The 20,976-nt window shown below is 73.5% G+C and carries 5 protein-coding genes; 1 reads left to right on the top strand and 4 read right to left on the bottom strand.

Annotated elements, in window-relative coordinates; genetic code table 11:
- Positions 1-10: 10 nt before the first annotated feature.
- From ACWEGE_RS17240 to ACWEGE_RS17230, 3 genes are all read right to left on the bottom strand, one after another.
- Positions 11-16,588: a type I polyketide synthase gene (locus ACWEGE_RS17240; protein ID WP_449661436.1), complete on the bottom strand. Its 16,578-nt coding sequence runs from the start codon at positions 16,586-16,588 to the stop codon at positions 11-13.
- 194 nt (positions 16,589-16,782) lie between these two features.
- A complete protein-coding gene (locus tag ACWEGE_RS17235) occupies positions 16,783-18,006 on the bottom strand; it encodes a cytochrome P450 (protein WP_449661435.1) in 1,224 nt (407 codons plus the stop codon).
- Between the two features lie 142 nt (positions 18,007-18,148).
- Positions 18,149-19,057 (bottom strand): zinc-binding dehydrogenase, encoded by a 909-nt coding sequence (locus ACWEGE_RS17230; RefSeq protein WP_449661434.1) that lies wholly within the window; start codon positions 19,055-19,057, stop codon positions 18,149-18,151.
- A gap of 123 nt (positions 19,058-19,180) precedes the next feature.
- Between ACWEGE_RS17230 and ACWEGE_RS17225 the strand changes: the two genes are divergently transcribed.
- Positions 19,181-19,675 carry a MarR family winged helix-turn-helix transcriptional regulator gene (locus ACWEGE_RS17225; protein ID WP_449661433.1) on the top strand — a complete coding sequence of 165 codons (495 nt, stop codon included), beginning with the start codon at positions 19,181-19,183 and terminating at the stop codon, positions 19,673-19,675.
- 7 nt (positions 19,676-19,682) lie between these two features.
- Here ACWEGE_RS17225 and ACWEGE_RS17220 read toward each other — a convergent pair whose 3' ends face one another.
- A complete protein-coding gene (locus ACWEGE_RS17220) occupies positions 19,683-20,924 on the bottom strand; it encodes a cation:proton antiporter domain-containing protein (RefSeq protein WP_449661432.1) in 1,242 nt (413 codons plus the stop codon).
- Positions 20,925-20,976: the final 52 nt, after the last annotated feature.

The raw sequence follows: 20,976 nt of genomic DNA, 5'->3' as shown, positions 1-20,976 counted from the left end.
CCTCCGGGGGTCACTGGGCGCTCAGGTTCTGCCGGGCCCGCCGCACCAGCCCGGCCACGTCCAGCTCGTCGATCCCCGAGTCTTCGGGGAGCGGTTCGACGGGCTGGGCCGTGCCGTTCTCGTGCGGCTGGAGCCGGGCGAGCAGGTGGTTGGTCAACGCGGCCGGCGTCGGTTCGTCGAACACGATCGTCGACGACAGGCTCAGGCCGGTCTCGTGGTTGAGGCGGTTGCGCAGCTCGACCGCGGTGAGGGACGTGAAGCCGAGTTCCAGGAAGCCGCGGCCCGGGTCGACCCCGTCCGGGGTGTCGTAGCCGAGCAGCTCCGCGGCGGCCGAGCGGACGAGGTCGAGGACCATCCGTTCCCGCCGGCCCGCCGACGCGTCCGCCCAGCGCTCGCGGAGCACGGGGGCGGACCCGGCGCCGTTCCCGAGCCCGCGCACTTCGGGCAGGTCGGCGAAGAGCCGGCGGGCGCTGGAGGTGCCGAGGTTCGCGATGTACCTGTCCCAGGCCACCTCGCCGACCGCCACCGCCGGCTCATCGTGTTCGAGCACGCGCCGCAGGGCTTCGATCGCGGTGTCGGGCGGCATCGCGACCAGGCCGGCCCGGCGCACCCGCTCCTCGACCGCGCCCGCGGCCATCCCGACCTGTGCCCACGGTCCCCACAGCACCGAGGTCGCGGCCAGGCCGTCGACCCGGCGCTGCTCGGCCAAGCTGTCCAGGAAGGCGTTCGCGGCCGCGTAGTTGCCTTGCCCGGGCGCGCCGAACCCGCCCGCGAACGAGGAGAACAGCACGAACGCACCGAGGTCCAGTTCGGCCGTGAGCTCGTGCAGGACGCGCGCCGAGTCCACTTTGGACCGCAGCACGCCGTCGAAGCGCCGCGGGGTCAGCGCGTCGACGACACCGTCGTCCAGCACGCCGGCGGCGTGGATCACGGCGGTCAACGGGTGTTCGACCGGCACCGACGCGAGCAGGCTCCCGGCCGCGTCCCGGTCGGCCACGTCGCAGGCCGCCAAGGTCACCTTCGCGCCCAGACCGGACAGCTCGGCCTCCAGTTCGGCCGCACCGCCGGCGGCCGGCCCGCGGCGGCTGACCAGGAGCAGGTGCGGGGTGCCCGTCCTGGCCAGCCACCGGGCGACGGACGCGCCGAGGCCGCCCGTCCCGCCGGTGATCAGGACCGTGCCGGCGGACCACTTCGCCACCGGATCGCCGGCCCCGAGTGGTGCGTGTTCCAGGCGCCGGGCGAACACCCCGGCCGAGCGGATCGCGACCTCGTTTTCGGCCGTGCCGCCGGCGAGCACGGTGGCGAGGTGGGTCAGGTCGGCGTCACCGGGGTGGCCGGGCAGGTCGACCAGGCCGCCCCAGCGTTCGGGGTGCTCGAGCCGGACCGTCCGCCCGAACCCCCACACCATGGCCTGGGTGGTGCTGGTGACGCGTTCCCCGGCGACCGCCACGGCGCCGCGGGTCACACACCACACCGGCGCCGCCACGCCCGCGTCGCCCAGTGCCTGGACGAGCGCCACCGTGCCGGCGAGACCGGACGGCACCGACGGGTGGTCCGGGAGGGCGGTCTCGTCCAGTGCGAGCAGGGACACCACACCGTCGGGCCGGATGTCGCGCAGTGCCCTTGCCAGGGTGGCGCGGTCGGCGCCGGCCAGTTCGACGGCACGGACGTGGCAACCGGCCCTGGACATCGCCGCGGCGAGGTCGTCGTGCGGGTGCCCGACCGGCGCGACCACCAGCCAGGTTCCGGCCGGGCCCGCCTGGCCCACGCCCGGTACCGGGCGCCACACCGGCCGGTACAGCAGGTGGTCGACGGCCGGGCCACCGCGCTGCCGGTTGTGCCAGGCCGAAAGGGCTGGGACCAGTGTGTCCAGCGACACGCTGCGGTCGATGCCGAGCGTGTCCGCCAGCGACGCGAGGTCACCGCGTTCCACCAGCTCCCAGAACCGGCGCTCCACCGGATCCGGCGGCGTGGGGGCGGCGGGCTCCAGCCAGAACCGCCGCCGGTCGAAGGCGTACGTGGGCAGGTCGGCCCGCCGGGCGCCGGATCCGGCGAACACCGCGGGCCAGTCGAGGGCGACCCCGCGCACGTGCAGCTCGGCGGCCATCCCCAGCAGGGCGGGCAGTTCGTCCCGGTCCCTGCGGGCCGCCGAGACGTACCCGGCGTCGCCCGCGTGCTCCCGGCCCATCGGGGTGAGCACCGCGTCCGGTCCCAGCTCCAGGAACGTCTTCACGCCCGCGGCGCGCATCGACTCCAGCCCAGCCGCGAAGCGCACGGTCTCCCGGGCGTGCCGTACCCAGTACTCCGGCGAGCACAGCTCGCCGGCGGCGATCCGGCCGAGCACGTTGGAGACGACGGGGATCTCCGGCTCGCTCCACCGCACGTCCGCGAGCACGGCACGGAACCCGGTCAGCATCGCGTCCACGTGCGGTGAGTGGAAGGCGTGGCTCACCGGCAGGGTCTTCGTCCGGCGGCCCTGGCCGGCGAAGTGGCCGGCGATCCGCGACACCGCGTCGGCGTCGCCGGAGACCACAGTGGACGTCGCACTGTTGACCGCGGCGATGCCGGCCCGCTCGGTCAGCAGCGGCAGGACTTCCTCCTCGCTCGCCTGGAGCGCCACCATCAGGCCGCCGGCGGGCAGTGCCTGCATCAACGCGCCGCGCGCGGCCACGACCCGGGCCGCGTCCGCCGTCGACAGCACCCCCGAGACGTGCGCGGCCGCCAGCTCGCCGATCGAGTGGCCCATCAGGACGTCGGGCACGAGCCCCCACGACCGCACCAGCCGGAACATCGCCACCTCGTACGCGAACAAGGCCGGCTGCGTGTACGCGGTCCGATTCAGGAGCTCGGCGTCCCCGTCGAACATCACCTCCCGCAACGGCCGCTCCAGCAGCGGGTCGAAGGCCGCGAAGAGCTCTTCCAGCGCCTCGGCGAAGACGGGGAAGGCCGTGTACGGGTCCCGGCCCATCCCGGGGCGTTGCGACCCCTGGCCGGAGAACAGGAAGCCCAGCCCGCCGTCCACGACCGTGCCGCGGACCAGGTTCGCCGCCGATTCGCCCCGCGCCAGCGCCGTCAACGCCGCACGGTCGCCGCCCAGCACGGCCGCCCGGTGCCGGAACGCCGACCGGGTCGCCGCCAGCGAATACGCCACGTCCACCGGCCGGAGGCCGGCGACCCGGCTCGCCAGCCGCCCGGCCTGCGCGCGCAGGGCGTCCTCGGTGACGGCCGAGAGCACCCAGGGGAAGGCGGTGGCAGGCTCGTCCTCCGGGGCGTCCGGTCCGTCCGGAGCTTCCGGTGCGACGTCCTCGAGGATCAGGTGGGCGTTGGTGCCGCTGATGCCGAACGACGAGACGCCCGCCCGGCGGGGCCGGCCGGTCCTCGGCCACGCCACGGCGTCGGTCAGCAGTTCGGCGCGCCCGGCGGACCAGTCGACCTCCGCGGTCGGCTCGTCCGCGTGCAGGGTCTTCGGCAGCAGGTCGTGCTGCATCGCCAAGACCATCTTCAGCACCCCGGCGACGCCCGCCGCACCCAGCGTGTGGCCGATGTTCGACTTCACCGAGCCGAGCCGCACCGGGTTCGCGCGGTCCTGCCCGTAGGTCGCCAGCAGCGCGTGCGCCTCGATCGGGTCGCCCAGCCTGGTGCCGGTGCCGTGGGCTTCGACCACGTCGACGTCCTGGCCCGCCAGCCCGGCGGCGGCCAGCGCCTGGCGGATCACCCGCTGCTGGGCGAGGCCGTTCGGCGCGGTCAGCCCGTTCGACGCGCCGTCCTGGTTGACCGCGGACCCGCGGATCACCGCCAGCACGCGGTGACCGTTGCGGACGGCGTCCGGCAGCCGCTCCAGCAGCACCACACCGGCGCCCTCGGCCATCCCGAACCCGTCCGCGTCCGCGCCGAACGCCTTGCACCGGCCGTCCCGGGCCATCGCCTGCTGCCGCCCGAACGTCACGAACACGTTCGGGGTCGCCAGGATGGTCGCGCCGCCGGCCAGCGCGAGGTCGCACTCGCCCTGCCGCAGCGACTGGCTCGCCAGGTGCAGGGCGACCAGCGACGACGAACAGGCGGTGTCCACCGTGACCGCCGGGCCTTCCAGCCCGAACGTGTACGACACCCGCCCGGAGACCACGCTGGCGCCGGTGCTGGTCGCGAGGAAGCCCTCTTCGCTTTCCGGGACGTGCGCCGCCAGGTCCGCGTAGTCCTGCCCGGTGGTGCCGGTGAACACCCCGGTCCGGCTGCCCCGCAGCGACACCGGGTCGATCCCGGCCCGCTCCACCGCCTCCCAGGACACCTCCAGCAGCAGCCGCTGCTGCGGGTCCATCACCACGGCCTCGCGCGGGCTGATGCCGAAGAACCCGGGATCGAATTCGGCCGCGCTGTGGACGAACCCGCCGAGCCGGACGTCCGTGCGGCCGGGCTCCCAGCCACGGTCGGCGGGGAACGCCCCGATGGCGTCGCCACCGGTGCGCAGCAGCTCCCACAGCTCGTCCGGATCCGTGACGCCGCCCGGGAAGCGACAGCCCATGCCGACGATCGCGATGGGCTCGTCGCTCGCGGTGGCCACCGCGTCGGGGCGGGCCTCGGCCGTGTCCGGCAGCAGCATCGACAGCAGCTGCCCGCCGAGGGCGGCCGCCGTCGGGTGGTCGAAGACGAGGGACGTGGGCAGCCGCAGGCCGGTCGCGGTCTGGAGCCGGTTGCGCAGTTCCACCGCGGTGAGCGAGTCGAAGCCGAGTTCCTTGAACGCGCGGTCCTTGGCGATCGCGTCCGCCGCGCTGTGCCCGAGGACGGCCGCGGCGACCCCGCGGACCAGGTCGACCGCGAACCGGACCCGGTCGGGCCGGGACAGCGCGGTCAGCCGCTGGGTGATCGTGGTCTCCTCGGCGCCGGCGGTCGCCACCGGGCGGGACGGCCGGGCCAGGCCGCGCAGCAGCGCCGGCAGCGGTTCGCCGTCCGCGCGGCCGGCCGGCGCGGTCAGGTCCAGCCTCGTCGGCACCAGCACCGCCCGGTCGGCCGCGCAAGCGACGTCGAACAGCGCCAGTGCGTCCTCCGTGGACATCGGGAGGGTGCCGGAGCGCCGGAGCCGGGCCAGGTCCTGGCCGGACAGTCCCGCGGTCAGGCTGCTGCGTTCGTCCCACAGGCCCCACGCGAGCGCGGTCGCGGGCAGCCCGAGGGAGCGCCGGTGCTCGGCCAAGGCGTGCAGGAACCCGTTCGCGGCCGCGTAGTTGCCCTGCCCGGGACTGCCGAAGATCGAGGCGCCGGAAGAGAACATGACGAACGCGGAGAGGTCCAGCTCGGCCGTCAGCTCGTGCAGGTTCAGCGCGCCGGTGACCTTGGGCTCGAACACGGCCCGGACCTGTTCGTCCCGCAGGGATTCGACCACCCCGTCGTCGACCGTGCCGGCGGCGTGGACGACGGCGGACACCGGGTGGGCGGCCAGCACGCCGGCCAGCGCTTCGCGGTCGGCCACGTCGCACGCGACGACGTGGACGGCGGCGCCCAGCTCCGTCAGCTCCTCGGTCAGCCCGGCGGGCGCGACACCCCGGCGGCTCGTCAACACCAGGTACCGGACGCCGTGCCGTGCGACCAGGTGCCGCGCCAGCAGCGCGCCGATCGTGCCGGTGCCGCCGGTGATCAGCACCGCTCCCCCGCTCGACCAGGGCGACCACTCGGCCGTGGTGGCGGGCATCCGGGCCAGCCGGGGCGCGAACACCTGGCCGCCGCGGACCGCGAGTTCCGGCTCGTCCGGATCCACGGGTATCGAAGCCGGGGCCGGCCCGGCCACGTCCACCACGGCGAACCGGCCGGGGTGCTCGGTCTGCGCGGACCGCGCCAGCCCCGACACCACGCCCGCCGTGACCCCGCCGGACGTCACGAGCACCAGCTTCGACGACACCGTCCGCGGGTCGGCGAGCCAGTCCCGCAGCACGTGCAGAACGTCCACTGTGGTCTGACAGGCGTCGGCGAGGCCGGGCACCCGGAAGGCGACGACCGGCGGGATCGCCTGCTCCGGCCGGATGTCCTCGTACCAGACGACGTCGGGTGTCCGCGGGGGCTCGGGCAGCCGCGTCCAGTCCACGTAGTACAGGGAGTCCTGGACGGGCCGGGTGGGGTCCTCCAGCCAGTAGCGCTGGTGCTGGAACGCGTAGGTCGGCAGCTCGACCCGGTTGCCGCGGCCGAGCACAGCGGGCCAGTCCGGGGTCAGACCGGCGACGAACAGCTCCCCCAGCGACATCAGCAGCCGGTCCAGGCCACCGTCGTCCCGCCGCAGCGAACCCACGACCGCCGCCGCACCACCCACGTCCTCGACAGTGTCCTGGACAGCCGGGGTCAACACCGGATGGGCACTGACCTCGACGAAACCATCCACTTCGGACAGAAGACCACGCACGGCACCCTCGAAGTGGACCGTCTGCCGCAAATTCCGGTACCAATAATCGGCACCAAGCTCAGGCCCGGAGATCCACTTGCCGTCCACCGTGGACCACATCGGCACCGACGGCTCCACCGGCCGAATCTCCGCCAGCACCTCCGCCAATTCGTCGCGAAGGCTCTCCACGTGCGCGGAATGCGAAGCGTAATCAACAGCGATCCGACGCGCACGGATTCCCTCCCGCTCGCACCGCGCCACCACCTCGTCCAACCCGGCCACATCGCCCGAGGCGACCGTGGAACCCGGCCCGTTCAGTGCCGCGACCGATACTCCGTCCACCAGCAAGCGCTCGGTATCCCCCACGTTCAGCGGGATCGACACCATGCCGCCTCGGCCGGCCAAAACCTGCGCGATCAACCGGCTGCGCAACACCACGACACGGCACGCGTCCTCGAGATCCAACGCACCGGCGACGCAGGCAGCAGCGATCTCGCCCTGCGAATGCCCGACCACTGCCGCAGGTTCGACGCCCCACGAACGCCACACCGCGGCAAGACCCACCATCACGACGAAAGACAGGGGTTGGACCACATCCGGACCTGAACCGAACTCTTCGCCGGACCTCAAGACTTCCGCCACGGACCAATCCAGCAACCCGGCCATGACCTCATCGCACCGGGAAACCCACTCCGCGAAAACCGGACTCTCGGCCACCAACCGAGACCCCATCCCGATCCACTGCGACCCCTGCCCCGGGAACACGAACGCCACCCGACGCACACTCGCGCTCTCACCGGCAACCGCACCGGGCCCGGGGACACCGGCCGCCACCGCGCTCAACCCGGCCAGCAGCTCCGCACGGTCCCGGCCCGCAACCACGGCCCGATGCCCCATCACCGCCCGAGCAGTCGCCAACGACCACGCCACATCGGCCACACCGACCTCAGCCCGACCATCCACAAAGGAACGCAACCGATCCGCCTGCGCCCGCAACCCGCCCTCGCTCCGCGCCGACAACACCCACATCGACGCGGCCGGGTCCACTGAAGGTTCCACCGGAGCAGCGACCGGCGCCTGCTCGAGAACGACGTGGGCGTTCGTCCCGCTGATCCCGAACGACGACACCGCCGCCCGGCGAGGCCGATCCACCGAGGGCCACTCCCGTGCCTCGGTCAGCAGCTCGACCGCACCCGACGACCAATCCACCTCAGGCGTCGGAGCGTCCACGTGCAACGTCTTCGGCAACAACCCGTGCCGCATGGCCAGCACCATCTTGATGATCCCGGCCATCCCCGCGGCCGCCTGGGCATGACCGATGTTCGACTTCACCGAACCCAACCACAGCGGCGTCTCACGACCCTGCCCGTAAGTGGCCAGCAACGCCTGCGCCTCGATCGGATCACCCAACCGCGTACCCGTACCGTGCGCCTCGACCACATCGACATCCACAGTGGACAAACGCGCGTTCGCCAACGCGGCCCGGATCACCCGTTCCTGGGACAGGCCGTTCGGTGCGGTCAGCCCGTTCGACGCACCGTCCTGGTTCACCGCCGATCCTCGTACCACCGCCAGCACCGGATGCCCGTTCCGGACCGCGTCGGACAACCGCTCCACGACCAGGACGCCGACGCCTTCGGCCATCCCGAAGCCGTCCGCGGAGGCGGCGAACGCCTTGCACCGGCCGTCCCGGGCCATCGCCCGCTGACGGCTGAACGCCGCCATCGCCTGCGGCGCGGCCAGCAGTGAGGCCGCGCTCGCCAGCGCCAGGTCGCATTCGCCCTGGCGCAGCGACTGGCACGCCAGGTGCAACGCCACCAGCGACGACGAACACGCCGTGTCCACCGTCACCGCCGGACCCTCCAGACCCAGCACGTACGCGATCCGGCCCGAGAAGACACTGGCGGCGGTACCGGTCACCAGGTAGCCCTCGAGTTCCGCGGGCACGTTGGCGGTCAGCCGGGCGTAGTCCTGGCCGTGCGTGCCGGCGAACACGCCGGTGGCCGTGCCGCGCAGGGACAGCGGGTCGATCCCCGCCCGTTCGATCGCCTCCCACGTCACCTCGAGCAGCAACCGCTGCTGCGGGTCCATCACCAGCGCCTCGCGCGGGGAGATCCCGAAGAAACCGGCGTCGAAGTCGCCCGCGCCCCGGAGGAACCCGCCCGACCGCGTGTAGCTCTTGCCCGGCCGGTCCGGGTCCGGGTGGTACAGGCCGGCCACGTCCCAGCCCCGGTCGAGCGGGAGGTCGCCCACGGCGTCCACGCCGTCGGCGATCAGCTCCCAGAACCGCTCGGGGGTGTTCGCGTCGGCCGGGAACCGGCACCCCATCGCCACGATCGCGACGAGGTCGCCGTCCGCGGCGGGAACGGCCGCCGGGGCCGTGTTCGCCGGGGCCGCCTCGGCGGTGCCGTGGAGCAGGCTCGCGAGGTGCCGGGCCAGTGCTTCCGGCGAGGGGTGGTTGAAGGTGACCGTGGCCGGCAGCCGCAGGCCCGTCGCGGTCTGGAGCCGGTTGCGCAGCTCGACGGCGGTGAGGGAGTCGAAGCCGGCGTCCTTGAACGCGCCGTCCTCGGTGATCGCGGCCGGCGAGGTGTGCCCGAGGACGTCCGCGGCCCGGGACCGGACCAGGTCGAGGAGCACCCCGTAGCGGTCGGCCGGGGCCAGCGCGGCGAGCCGCCGGGTCGGTTCGGGCTCGTCGGCGTCCCCGTGGGCGGCGACTCGCCGCACCGGCACGCGGACGAGGTCGCGCAGCAGCGCGGGCACCGGCCCGTGCCCGGCCCTGGCCCGCATCGCCGCCAGGTTCAGCCGGGCCGGGACGAGGGTCGCGGCACCGGTCCGGCAGGCGGCGTCGAACAGGGCGAGCGCCTCCTCCGGCGCCATCGGCACCCAGCCGTCCCGCTTGAGCCGGTTGAGGTCGAGCTCGTCGAGCCGGCCGGCCATGCCGCGTTGTTCGTCCCAGACGCCCCAGGAGAGCGAGACCGCCGGCAGGCCGGCCGCCCGGCGTTGTTCGGCCAGCCCGTCGAGGAACGCGTTCGCGGCCGAGTAGTTGCCCTGGCCCGCGCTGCCCAGCACGGTGGCGCCCGAGGAGAACATGACGAACGCGGAGAGGTCCAGCTCGGCCGTCAGCTCGTGCAGGTTCACCGCGCCGGTGACCTTCGGGCCGAACACCGCCCGGACCTGCTCGTCGGTCAACGACTCGATGACGCCGTCGTCCACGACACCGGCGGTGTGCACGACGGCCGACAGCGGGTGCTCCGCCGGAACGGCGGCCAGCACGCCGGCCAGCGCCTCCCGGTCGGCGACGTCACACGCCACCACCCGGACCGACGCGCCCAGCTCGGCCAGCTCGCCGGTCAACCCGGCCGGCGCGACCCCCCGGCGGCTCACGAGCACCAGGTGCCGGACACCGTGCCGGACGACCAGGTGCCGGGCGACGAGCGCGCCGAGGCCGCCGGTGCCCCCGGTGATCAGCACCGTGCCGGCCGCGGGGAAACCCGGACCGGCGGCCGGCTCGGCCACCCGGGCCAGGCGCGGGACGAGCACCTGCCCGGCGTGCAGCGCGATTTCGGGCTCGTCCATCGCGGCGACGACCGGCAGCAACGCCCGCGACCGCTCGTCGGAGTCCACGACCACGAACCGGCCGGGGTGCTCGGTCTGGGCAGACCGCACGAGCCCCGCGACGGCCCGCCCGGCAAGGCCGCCGGAGGTGACCACCACCAGCCGCGACGACGCGGGCCGGTCCTCACCGAGCCACTCCCGCAACCGCGCGAGAGCGTCCACAGTGGCCAGGTACGGGTCCGGCTGCTCGCCGGCCCAGACGACGTCCTCCGACCCGACCGGCGGTGACGGGACGGGCTGGGCCACCCAGTTCACGGTGAAGAGCGAGTTCCCCAGGTCGGCCCGGGCCGTGCGCAGCTGGTCGGCCGAGACCGGCCGCAGCTCGACGCGGTCGATCGTCACGACCGGACGGCCCGCGGTGTCGGTGCACGTCACGTTCAGCGCGTCGGGTGCGGTCCGCGTGATCCGGGCGCGCAGGCCGGTCGCGCCCGCGGCGGCGAGCCGGATCCCGGTCCAGCTGAACCCGATGTGGCCGTGTTCGGCGTCGCGGCCGGAGTCCGCCGTCAGTTCCGATGCCTGGAAGGCCGCGTCGAGCAGGGCGGGGTGGATCGCGTACCGGTCCGCCGGCTCGTCCGCGAGCGCAAGTTCGGCGAACACGTCGGCACCGAGCGACCAGGCCGCCCGGACGCCGCGGAAGGCCGGGCCGTAGGTCAGGCCGCGCTCGGCGAGCCGGTCGTAGAGCCCGTCGACCTCCAGCGGGACCGCCCCGGCCGGTGGCCAGGTCGCGAGCGGCTCGGACCGCTCGGCGGTCACCGGGCCGAGTACGCCGGCCGCGTGCCGGGTCCAGGGGCCTTCGCCGGTGTCCTCGGCCCGGGAGTGGACCGTCACGCTCCGGCGGCCCGTCTCGTCCGGGGCACCGACCTGGACGCGCAGCTGCACGCCGGCCTGGCCGGTGAGCACCAGCGGGGCCTGCATGGTCAGTTCGTCGACCTGGTCGCAGCCGACCTCGTCGGCGGCGCGGATCGCCAGCTCGGCGAACAGGGCACCCGGGACGAGCGTGGCCCCCATGATCGTGTGGTCGGCCAGCCAGGGGTGCGTCCGGGTGGACAACCGGCCGGTGAACAGCAGGCCGTCCGAGTCGGGCACCGCGGTGACGGCGGTCAGCAGCGGGTGGTCGACGGTACCGAGGCCCAGCGCGGCGGTGTCGCCGGCCGCGGCGGGCGCGTCCAGCCAGAACCGCCGGCGCTGGAAGGGATACGTCGGCAGGTCGAGGTGCCGGTGCGGGGTTCCGGCGAACACGGCGTCCCAGTCCGGGATGACGCCCTGGACGAACAGCTCGCCCAGCGCGGTGACCAGCCGGCCGAGGTCGCCCCGGCCGCGCCGCAACGACCCGATGGTGGCGACGTCGGGTGCGGTGTCCTGGACGGCGACGGTCAGCACGGGGTGCGGGCTGCACTCGACGAACACCCGGTGCCCGTCGTCCACCAGCTGCCGGACGACGTCCTCGAAGTGCACGGGCTCCCGGGCGTTGGAGAACCAGTACTCGGCGCCCAGTTCGGCCGTGTCCAGTACGCCGCCGGTGACCGTGGAGCAGAACGGGACGTCGCACGAGGTGGGCGCGACCGGGGCCATCAGCTCCAGCAACCGCTCGCGCAGCGGGTCCACCTGGGCGCAGTGGGAGGCGACCGTCGAGGGCACCACCCGGGCCCGGATCCCGTCCGCCTCGCACGCCGCGACGAACTCGTCCAGCGCGGCCAGGTCGCCGGCCACGGTGACCAGCGAGGGCCCGTTGAACCCGGCGATGCCCAGCCGGCCGTCCCACCGGGCCAGCCGCGCCGTCACCTCGACGGCCGGCAGCCCGACCGACGCCACCGCGCCGTTGCCCACCAGCTCGTCGGCGAACAGCTGCGACCGCAACGCCACCACCCGTGCCCCGTCGGCCAGCGACAGCCCGCCCGCGACCACGGCGGCGGCGATCTCGCCCTGCGAGCTGCCGACCACGGCGGCCGGCCGGACGCCCCACGACTGCCAGACGGCGGCCAGCGACACCATCATCGCGAACAGCACCGGCTGGACGACCTCGATCCGGGCCGGCGATGGCGCGTCCGGCTCCCCGCGCACCACGTCCAGCACCGACCAGTCCAAATAGGACCGAAGCGCCCGGTCGCAGTCGGCCATCCGCCGGGCGAACACCGGCGACGAGCCGAGCAGCTCCTGGCCCATCCGCTCCCACTGCGAGCCCTGGCCCGGGAAGACGAACACGACCTGCGGCGCCGCCTCGGCCGGGCCGCGGACCGCGAGCGTGTCCAGCTCCCGCAGCAGCTCCGCACGGTCGCCACCCACCACGACCGCGCGGTGGTCCAGCGCCGCCCGGGTGGTCGCCAGCGACCGTCCCACGGTCGCCGCGTCCAGCTCGGGGTGGTCCGCCACGAACGTCTTCAAGGCAACGGCCTGGACGCGCAGCGCTTCCTCGCTCCTGGCGGACAGCACCCACGGCACGACCCGGGCGGGGCCGCACGCCGGCACCACCTCGGCCGGCTCCGGCTGTTCGAGGATCACGTGCGCGTTCGTCCCGCTCACCCCGAACGACGACACCGCCGCCCGGCGAGGCCGCCCCACCGAAGGCCACTCCCGCGCCTCCGTCAGCAACTCCACCGCCCCCGACGACCAATCCACCTCAGGCGTCGGACTGTCCACGTGCAACGTCTTCGGCAACACGCCGTGCCGCATCGCCAGCACCATCTTGATGACCCCGGCCACGCCCGCCGCGGCCTGCGCGTGCCCGATGTTCGACTTCACCGACCCCAGCCACAACGGCGTTTCACGACCCTGCCCGTAGGTGGCCAGCAACGCCTGCGCCTCGATCGGATCACCCAACCGGGTCCCGGTGCCGTGGGCCTCCACCGCATCGACATCCACAGTGGACAGCCGCGCGTTCGCCAAGGCCGCGCGGATCACCCGCTGCTGCGACGGGCCGTTCGGCGCCGTCAACCCGTTCGACGCGCCGTCCTGGTTCACGGCGGACCCGCGAACCACCGCCAGCACCCGGTGGCCGCTGCGCACGGCGTCCGACAGGCGCTCCACCAAGAGCACGCCGACACCCTCGGCGAAACCCGTCCCGTCCGCCTCCGCCGCGAAGGCCTTGCACCGCGCGTCCGGCGCCAGCCCGCGCTGACGGCTGAACTCCTGGAACACGCGCGGGGTCGCGAACACCGACACACCGCCCGCCAAGGCCAGGTCGCAGTCACCCTCGCGCAGCGACTGGCACGCCAGGTGCAACGCCACCAGCGACGACGAACACGCCGTGTCCACCGTCACCGCCGGCCCCTGCAGGCCGAGGGTGTAGGCGATCCGTCCCGATGCGACACTCGCGGTGTTGCCGGTGTCCAGGTATCCCTCGACCTCCTGGGGGATCTGCTGCAGCCGGCCGGCGTAGTCGTGGAACATCAGGCCGGCGAAGACCCCGGTCGCGCTGCCGTGCAGGGAAAACGGGTCGATACCGGCCCGTTCGATCGTTTCCCACGCCACCTCCAGCAACAGCCGCTGCTGGGGGTCCATGGCCAGTGCCTCGCGCGGGGAGATCCCGAAGAAGCCCGGGTCGAAGTCGGCGGCACCGGCCAGGAACCCGCCCGAGCGCACGTAGCTCGTGCCCGGGTGGTCCGGGTCGGGGTCGTACAGCCCGTCGAGGTCCCAGCCGCGATCGGCCGGGAAGTCGTCCACCGCGTACCCGCCCGCCGCGACCAGGCGCCACAGGTCCTCCGGGGAGCCGATGTCCCCGGGATACCGGCAGCTCATGCCGACGATCGCGATCGGCTCGTCGACGAGCGCACGCTTCGGCGCCGTCCGCGGCCGCTCGGCCGGCTCGGCAGGCTCGCCGGTGAGCAGGACCCGCAGGTGCCCGGCGACGGCGCTGGGCGTCGGGTTGTCGAAGAGCAGGGTCGCCGGCAGCCGCAGGCCGGTGGCCGTCGCCAGCCGGTTGCGCAGCTCGACGGCCCGCACCGAGTCGAACCCCAGCTGCTTGAACGCCCGATCCGGCCCGACCTCCGGCGCGCCGCCGTAGCCCATCATGGCCGCGACCTCGGTGCGCACCAGGGAAAGCAGCGATTCGGCCCGGATGTCGGACCGCTGCGCGGGTTGCTCCGGCACCAGCCTGCTCAGCACCGGCGGCAGGTCTCCCGCGTCGGCCCGGGCGCGCAGGGCGGCCACGTCCAGCCGCGCGGCCGTGACGACCGGCTCCGCCGAACCCAGCGCGAAGTCGAACAGGGCCACGGTTTCCCGGTCGGACAGCGAGTCCACGGCAAACGAAACCGCCGGGAGGCCGCGGCCGCGACGGTGCCTGGCCAGCGCGTCGGAGAAGGCCGCCGTCTCGCCGGAGCGGACGGCCACCGGCGTGCAGAGGACAAGGGGCGACGAACCGGCCAGCTCGTGCAGCTGGAGCGCGGCATCCACCTCGGCGCCACCGAGGTGGACGACACCACCCAGCCGGCACCCCGCGACCAGCCGGGCGAGCAGGTCGCGGTCGGCCGGGTCGCCGACCGCGTACGTCATCGCGGCGCCCGACCGGGCGAGCTCGACGCGCAACGCCTCGGCGGCCGCCGAGTCCTCGGGCGGGCAGACCACCAGCAGGTGCCGGATCCGGTGCCGGGCGGCCAGGTGCCGGATGAGGCTCGCGTCGAGTGCCGTCACCAGGACCGGGTCCTCGGGCGCCAGTCCCGGTTCGCCGCGCTCGGGTGCGGTCGCGACCCGGACGAACCGCGGCACCAGCACCTTCCCGTCCCGGACGGCGACCTGCGGTTCCCCCACGGCCAGCGCTCGTGCCAGCACCTGGTCGAAGCCGGTGTCGGTGTCGGTGTCGACGAGGACGATCCGCTCCGGGTGCGCGGTCCGGACCGGCCGCACCAGGTCCAGCAGGGCGGCGTGCGCCAGGTCGAGGGTGTCCTCATCGGACACCGCGACCGCACCCCTGGTCACCAGGACCAGCCGCGAACACCCGGAGGCGAGCCACTCCTCGACCGCGGCCCGGGCGCCGGGCGCGGCCGCCGTCACGACCTCGGTCTCCGGGGTGCCGGGGGTGCCGGCTTCGGCCGGCGCCTCGGTCCAGTCGAGCCGCAGGAGCAGGTCCCGCGCGGCGTTCCGGATCGCGAGCACGGTGGCCGGCCATTCGCGCAGCACGTGCCTGGTCAGCTTGCCCGTGGTGGTCCGGGGAACGGCGGCCGTCTCGTACAGTTCCTCGGGCACCTTGAAGTCCGCCAGCCGGTCCTCGCACTCGGCGAACACCACGGCGGGATCCACCGGGCCGTCGGTGACCAGGTACGCGACCGGCACCTCGCCGAGCAGGTCGTGCGGCCTGCCGGTCACCGCGGCGTCGGTCACGCCGTCGATCCGCAGGAGGACGTCCTCGATCTCCGCCGGGTGGATGTTCTCGCCGCCGCGGATGATCACGTCGCCGGCCCGGCCGGTGACGGTGAGGTACCCGTTCTCGTCGAACCGGGCCAGATCGCCCGTGTGGTACCAGCCACCGGCCAGCGCGGCCGCGGTCGCCGCCGGCCTGCCGTGGTAGCCGGCCATCACGTTCGGCCCGCGGACCCAGACCTCGCCTTCTTCGCCCGCCGGGCGGTCCAGCCCGGTGCCGGGGTCGACGACCCGCACGTCGAGGCCGGGAACGGCCCGCCCGCACGAGCCGGGCACCCGGGGGCCCGCCGGCGAGTTCGCGGTGATCGCCCCGGAGGTCTCGGTGCTGCCGTAGCTGTCCACCAGCGGCAGGCCGAACGCGTCCTCGAACCGGCGCCGCAGGTCCGCGGTCGCGACCGAGCCGGTCACCAGGCACAGGCGCAGGTCCTCGGTGCGCAGTCCGTCGCGCGGCCCGGCCTGGAGCAGGTACTGGTAGATCGACGGCACGCCGACCAGGACCGTGAAGTCCGCCGACCGCAACAGCTCGAGCACCTCGCCGGCGGCGAAGCCGGGCATGATCCGCGCGCTCGCGCCGACGGCCACGATCCCGTGCACGCACAGCACGTGCGCCAGCGAGTGGAACAACGGCAACGGCCACAGCACCCGGTCGGTGGCGGTGAGGCCCAGTACCGGCGCGTAGCACGCGGCGACCGACCACAGGCAGTTCCGCTGGGTGGACAGCACGCCTTTCGCGGCACCGGTGGTGCCCGAGGTGTAGAGCAACCAGGCCACATCGTCCAGCCCGAGGTCGTCGCGGGCGTCCTCGACCGGTTCGAGCGTCACCAGGTCGTCGTAGGACAGCAAGCCCTCCGGCGCCGCGGCTCCGGCGACCACGACCGTCACCCCGGGGGCCGCCAGGCGCGTCACCTGGGCGAGGTGGGCGGTGTCGGTCACCACGAAGCTCGCCCCGCTGTCACCGAGCACATGGGACAGTTCCGCGTCCGCCGCACGGGGGTTGACCGGGACGGCCACCCCGGCGGCCCTGGCGACCGCGTAGTAGGTTTCCACCGCCTCGACCCGGTTGTGCATGACCATGGCGACCCGGTCGCCGCGGGCGAGGCCGAGATCGGCCAGGTGCCCGGCCAGCTTTCGGGTGCGCAGCTCGAGCTCGCGGTAGGTGACGCTCAGCTGCCCGTCGTCGAAGGCGGTCCGCTCGCCCGACTGGGCGGCGCGGTCCCGCAGGATCTCGGGCAGTGGCCGGATGAGGTCGGCACGCAGCATGCGAAACATTCCCCCTGAACCCACGAGTCGGCAGGTGCGGCACGGCCCAAGTTAGCTCGCGGATCGGATGCGGGGTCCCCTAATCTCGGTGCCCCTTAGGAATTGCGCCGCTCCCCCTAGAATTCGGGCCGGGCACGCGAAAGCCGCCCCGCGCTCGGCGTTCGAGCTCGGGGCGGCGGAGTGTTCGGGGCCGCCTACCAGGCGATCGGCAGCTGCGCGACCCCCTGGGTGGTGCCCGGGCCGTTGAGCGACAGCTCTTCGACCGGAACGGCCAGCCGCAGCGTCGGAATCCGTTCGAACAGCTTCGGCATGATGACCTGCAGTTCCAGCCGGGCCAGGTTCGCACCGAGGCACTGGTGCACCCCCCAGCCGAAGGACAGGTGGTGGCGGGCGTTGCGGTCGACGTCGAACGTGTCCGGGTCGGGGAACGCGGCGGCGTCCCGGTTGGTCATCGAGCTGGCCATGATCACGCCCTCGCCGGCCCGGATGGTGCACTCGCCGACCTCGATGTCCTCCCGGGCCACCCGCAGCGCGGCCACGTCGGCGACCGCCAGGTACCGCAGCAGTTCCTCGACGGCGTTCGGCCAGCCGTCCGGATCGGACCGCAGCTTCGCCAGCTGCTCCGGGTGCGCCAGCATCGTGATGACGCCGAGCGCGACCATCATCGCGGTGGTCTCGTAACCCGCGATCAGCAGCAGCATCGTGATCTGGACCAGGTCCTGGTGGGTCATCCGGCCGGCCGCGAACTCGTCGCGGGCCAGCCGGCCGATCAGGCCGGGACCGGGGTCCTTCTCCTGTTCGGTCACCACGCGGTCCAGGTACAGGTAGATGTCGCCGCCTGCCCGGTGCGCTTCCTCGGCCGTGGTGGCCTGGACCAGCCGGTGCCCGGCGTCCTGGAAGAAGGCGAACGCCTCCGGGGTGTCCAGGGAGACCCCGAGCAGCCGGCAGATCACCATCAACGGAACCGGCACGCCGAACTCGTGCACCAGGTCGACCGGCTGCTCGTGCGCCAGCAGCCGGTCGATCGCCTCGTCGACGATCCGCTCGACCTCCGGCCGCAGCGCCCGCATCCTGGTCGTGGTGAACTCGTCGCTGAGCATCCGCCGGTACACCGTGTGTTCCGGCGGATCCATCTCGATGAACGCGGGGTGACTGTCGCGAATGGATTCCATCCGCGGCGACAGGATCGGGAAACCGGGCAGGGTGAGGTTGGACGACACCCGCAGGTCACCCAGCAGCTGCCGGGCCTCGGCGAAGCGGGTGACCACCCAGGCCTCTTGGCCGTCGTACAGCCCGACCTTCGCCAGCGCGCCCTGCTCGGCCAGCTCGGCGTACCCGGGCGGTGGCTGGTAGGGGCAGGTGCGGTGCTGCGGGAACTCGGTGACCCGTGGTGCGGTCTCTTGCGTTGTCTCGGTCATACGTCCTCAACTCGTTTCTGCGAACAGCGGAATTGACGACCCGGGCCACACGCCAGAGACGCTTCCCCCCGGCCCCCAAACCTTGTCTGCTTCCTGAATCAGGAACTTCTGCTCCGTACCACCTGCTCCCCTGCCCCGCCGGTCACGCCCACGGGTGGACGAGCACCTTGCCGGGCACCCCCTCTTCCATCAGCCGGTACGCCTCCGCGGCCTGCTCGAGCGGGAAGGTCGCGGACACCTCGGTGAGCACGGCGGGCTGCTCCGCGGCGAGCTCCTGCGCGGTGGTGACCAGCGCGGGGAAGTCGGCGGGGCTCTCCACCCACGCCTCGCCCTGGAACTTCGTGATGAACACACCGCCCGCGGTGAACAGCTCGTGCAGGCTCGCGCCGGCCACCGGGCCGGACAGCTCGCCGTAGTTGATCAGGCAGCCGCGCGGCGCCAGCAGCTTCAGGCTGGTGGTGAACGTCTCGGCGGCCACCGGGTCGTACACCGCGTTGACCTTGGCCCCGCCGGTGATGTCCATGATCTGCCCGACGACGTCCTCGCTGGCCCGGTCGATCGCGTGCGCGGCGCCGACCTTCAGCACCGGTTCGACCCGGGCGCCGCTGGCGATGCCGATCACCTCGACCCCGCGCGCGGCGAGGGTCGCGGTGAGGATCCGGCCGACCGCGCCGGCGGCACCCCAGATCACCGCCCGCTGCCCTTCGGACAACGGCCAGACCCGGGCCAGCAGCCCGGCGGTCAGGCCCGCGTGGGCCAGCCGGCCGGCTTCGTCGAACCCGAGGCCGTCCACGATGGGCGTGAGCAGCATGGCCTTCGCGACCACGTACTCGCCGCAGGTGCCGGGCGTGCCCGTCCAGCACACGCGGGTGCCGGGAGCCAGCGTGACCCCCTCGCCCACCGCCTCGACCGTGCCGGCGCCTTCCAGGCCGATGTCATAGGGGAAGGGCATCTTCACCGCGTACTCACCGGACCTGATCAGCGAGTCCGCGTGGTTCAGATTCGCCACCTCGACCTTGACCAGCACCTCACCAGCGCCGAGCGGACGCACGTCCCCCGCGCTGACCTCGATAACATCTGTACCGCCCGGGCGAGTGGCCCGGGCCGTACGACTGCGAAAGGTGGTATCTGTCATGGGCGCCAGCATATCCGAGATCCGTGCAGAGTACACACAATGAGCGAAGATTTTTACGACACGTGGCTGGAGATGCTCGGCCGGATGAGCCGGCCCAAGCTGTTCGGGCTGATCATGGAACGCGCCGGCGTCACCCTGGACCGCGCGCTGTTCCCGCTGCTGGTCCGGATCGACGTGCTGGAGCCGGTCGGGGTGGTCGACCTCGCCGACCTGCTCGGGCTCAACCACTCGACGATCAGCCGGGAGCTGGCCAAGCTGGAGTCGCTCGGCCTGATCAAGCGCCACCAGGACGGCGCCGACCGCCGGGTCCGGCAGGCGAGCACCACCCCCAAGGGCCGCACGATGGTCCAGGCCATCAACAAGGCCAGGCAGAGCCTCACGCGCGAGCTGCTCGCGGACTGGACGCTCGACGAGCGCAAGGCCTTCACCGTGCTGCTGCGCCGGCTGGCCGATTCGATGGACGAGCTCTCCACGGCGAAGCAGCCGGCGCGTCAGCCGTCCACATCGGACAACGGCACCGAGCCGCCGGGGTGAGGCCGGGTCAGCGACGGGCGACGGCCGCCTCGGCGGGCAGCCACCGGCTGTCCTCGGGCCGCCGGTACACCAGCCCGAGCAGCGGTCCGGTCATGGCCGTGGTGACGACGGCCATGACCGTCATCATCGAGTAGAGGCCACCGTCCAGCAGCCCGGCCCGCAACCCGATGCCCAGGACGACCAGTTCGGTGAGGCCACGCGTGTTCATCAACCCGGCCAGGGCCAGCGCCTGCCGCCGGGGAAGCCGCCGGCTGCGGGCCCCCAGGTAGGTCCCGCCGAGCTTGCCGGCCGTCGCCGCCAGGAAGATCAGCACGAGCTCGCCGGCCCCGGAGCCGCCGAGCGCGCCGAGGTCCACGCTGAGTCCCGCGACCACGAAGTACACCGGGAGCAGCAGCGACCTGCCGACCACGGTGACGTTGGCGACCACGGCGTCGCGCAGGCGCGCGTGGGCGTCCCGTGGCACGACGGCACCGAACAGGAACGCGCCGAAGATGAAGTGCAGGCCCATCGCCTCGGTGCAGGCCGCGGACACCAGCAACCCGCCGAACAGGGTGGCCATGGTGCCGGGTGACGGCGACCCGGCCCCGGCCAGGGCGCGCTTCAGCAGCGGCCGGACGACCAGCACCATGACCGCGACGTAGGGGAACAGCAGCAGCACCCACCACGCGGACCCGCTCGCCACCCCCGAGATGACGCTGACCACCGCCAGCAGCGACCAGGCCACGATGTCGCAGACCGCGGCCGCGGACAGGGCGACGCTGCCGATGTAGGTCCGGCCGAGGTCCCGGTCGGCGAGGATCCGCGCCAGGACCGGGAAGGCGGTCACCGACATCGCCAACCCCATGAACAGCACGAATCCGGTCGGGTTCTTCGTCACGTGCCCGCCGGCCACGAGGACCGCGACGAGCACGCCGAGCGCGAACGGGACGGCGGTGGCCCCCACCGCAACCGCGGTGGTCACCCGTTTGGCCCGGCGCAGCTGCGCGCCCTCGATCTCCAGGCCCACCACGAACATGAACAGCGCGACCCCGATGTTCGCCAGCACGCCCAGCGCCGGCCGCACGTCGACCGGGAACAGGGCGCGGCTCACCGCGCCGTGGAACAACGTCGGGCCGGCCAGGACGCCGAACGTGATCTCCCCGATCACCGCCGGCTGGCGCAGCCGTTCCGCCACCGCACCGAGGAGCCTGGCACCCACGATGACGACGGCGAGATCGATCAGCACCATGACGATCTGCTTGCTGTTCACCCGGTTCCTCCTGGCTCCGGCCGCCGGCCGGGGCGGGTGCGCCGGCACCCGC

The organism is Amycolatopsis sp. NPDC004747 (assembly GCF_053601335.1).
This window is presented reverse-complemented; position numbering and strand designations above follow the sequence as displayed.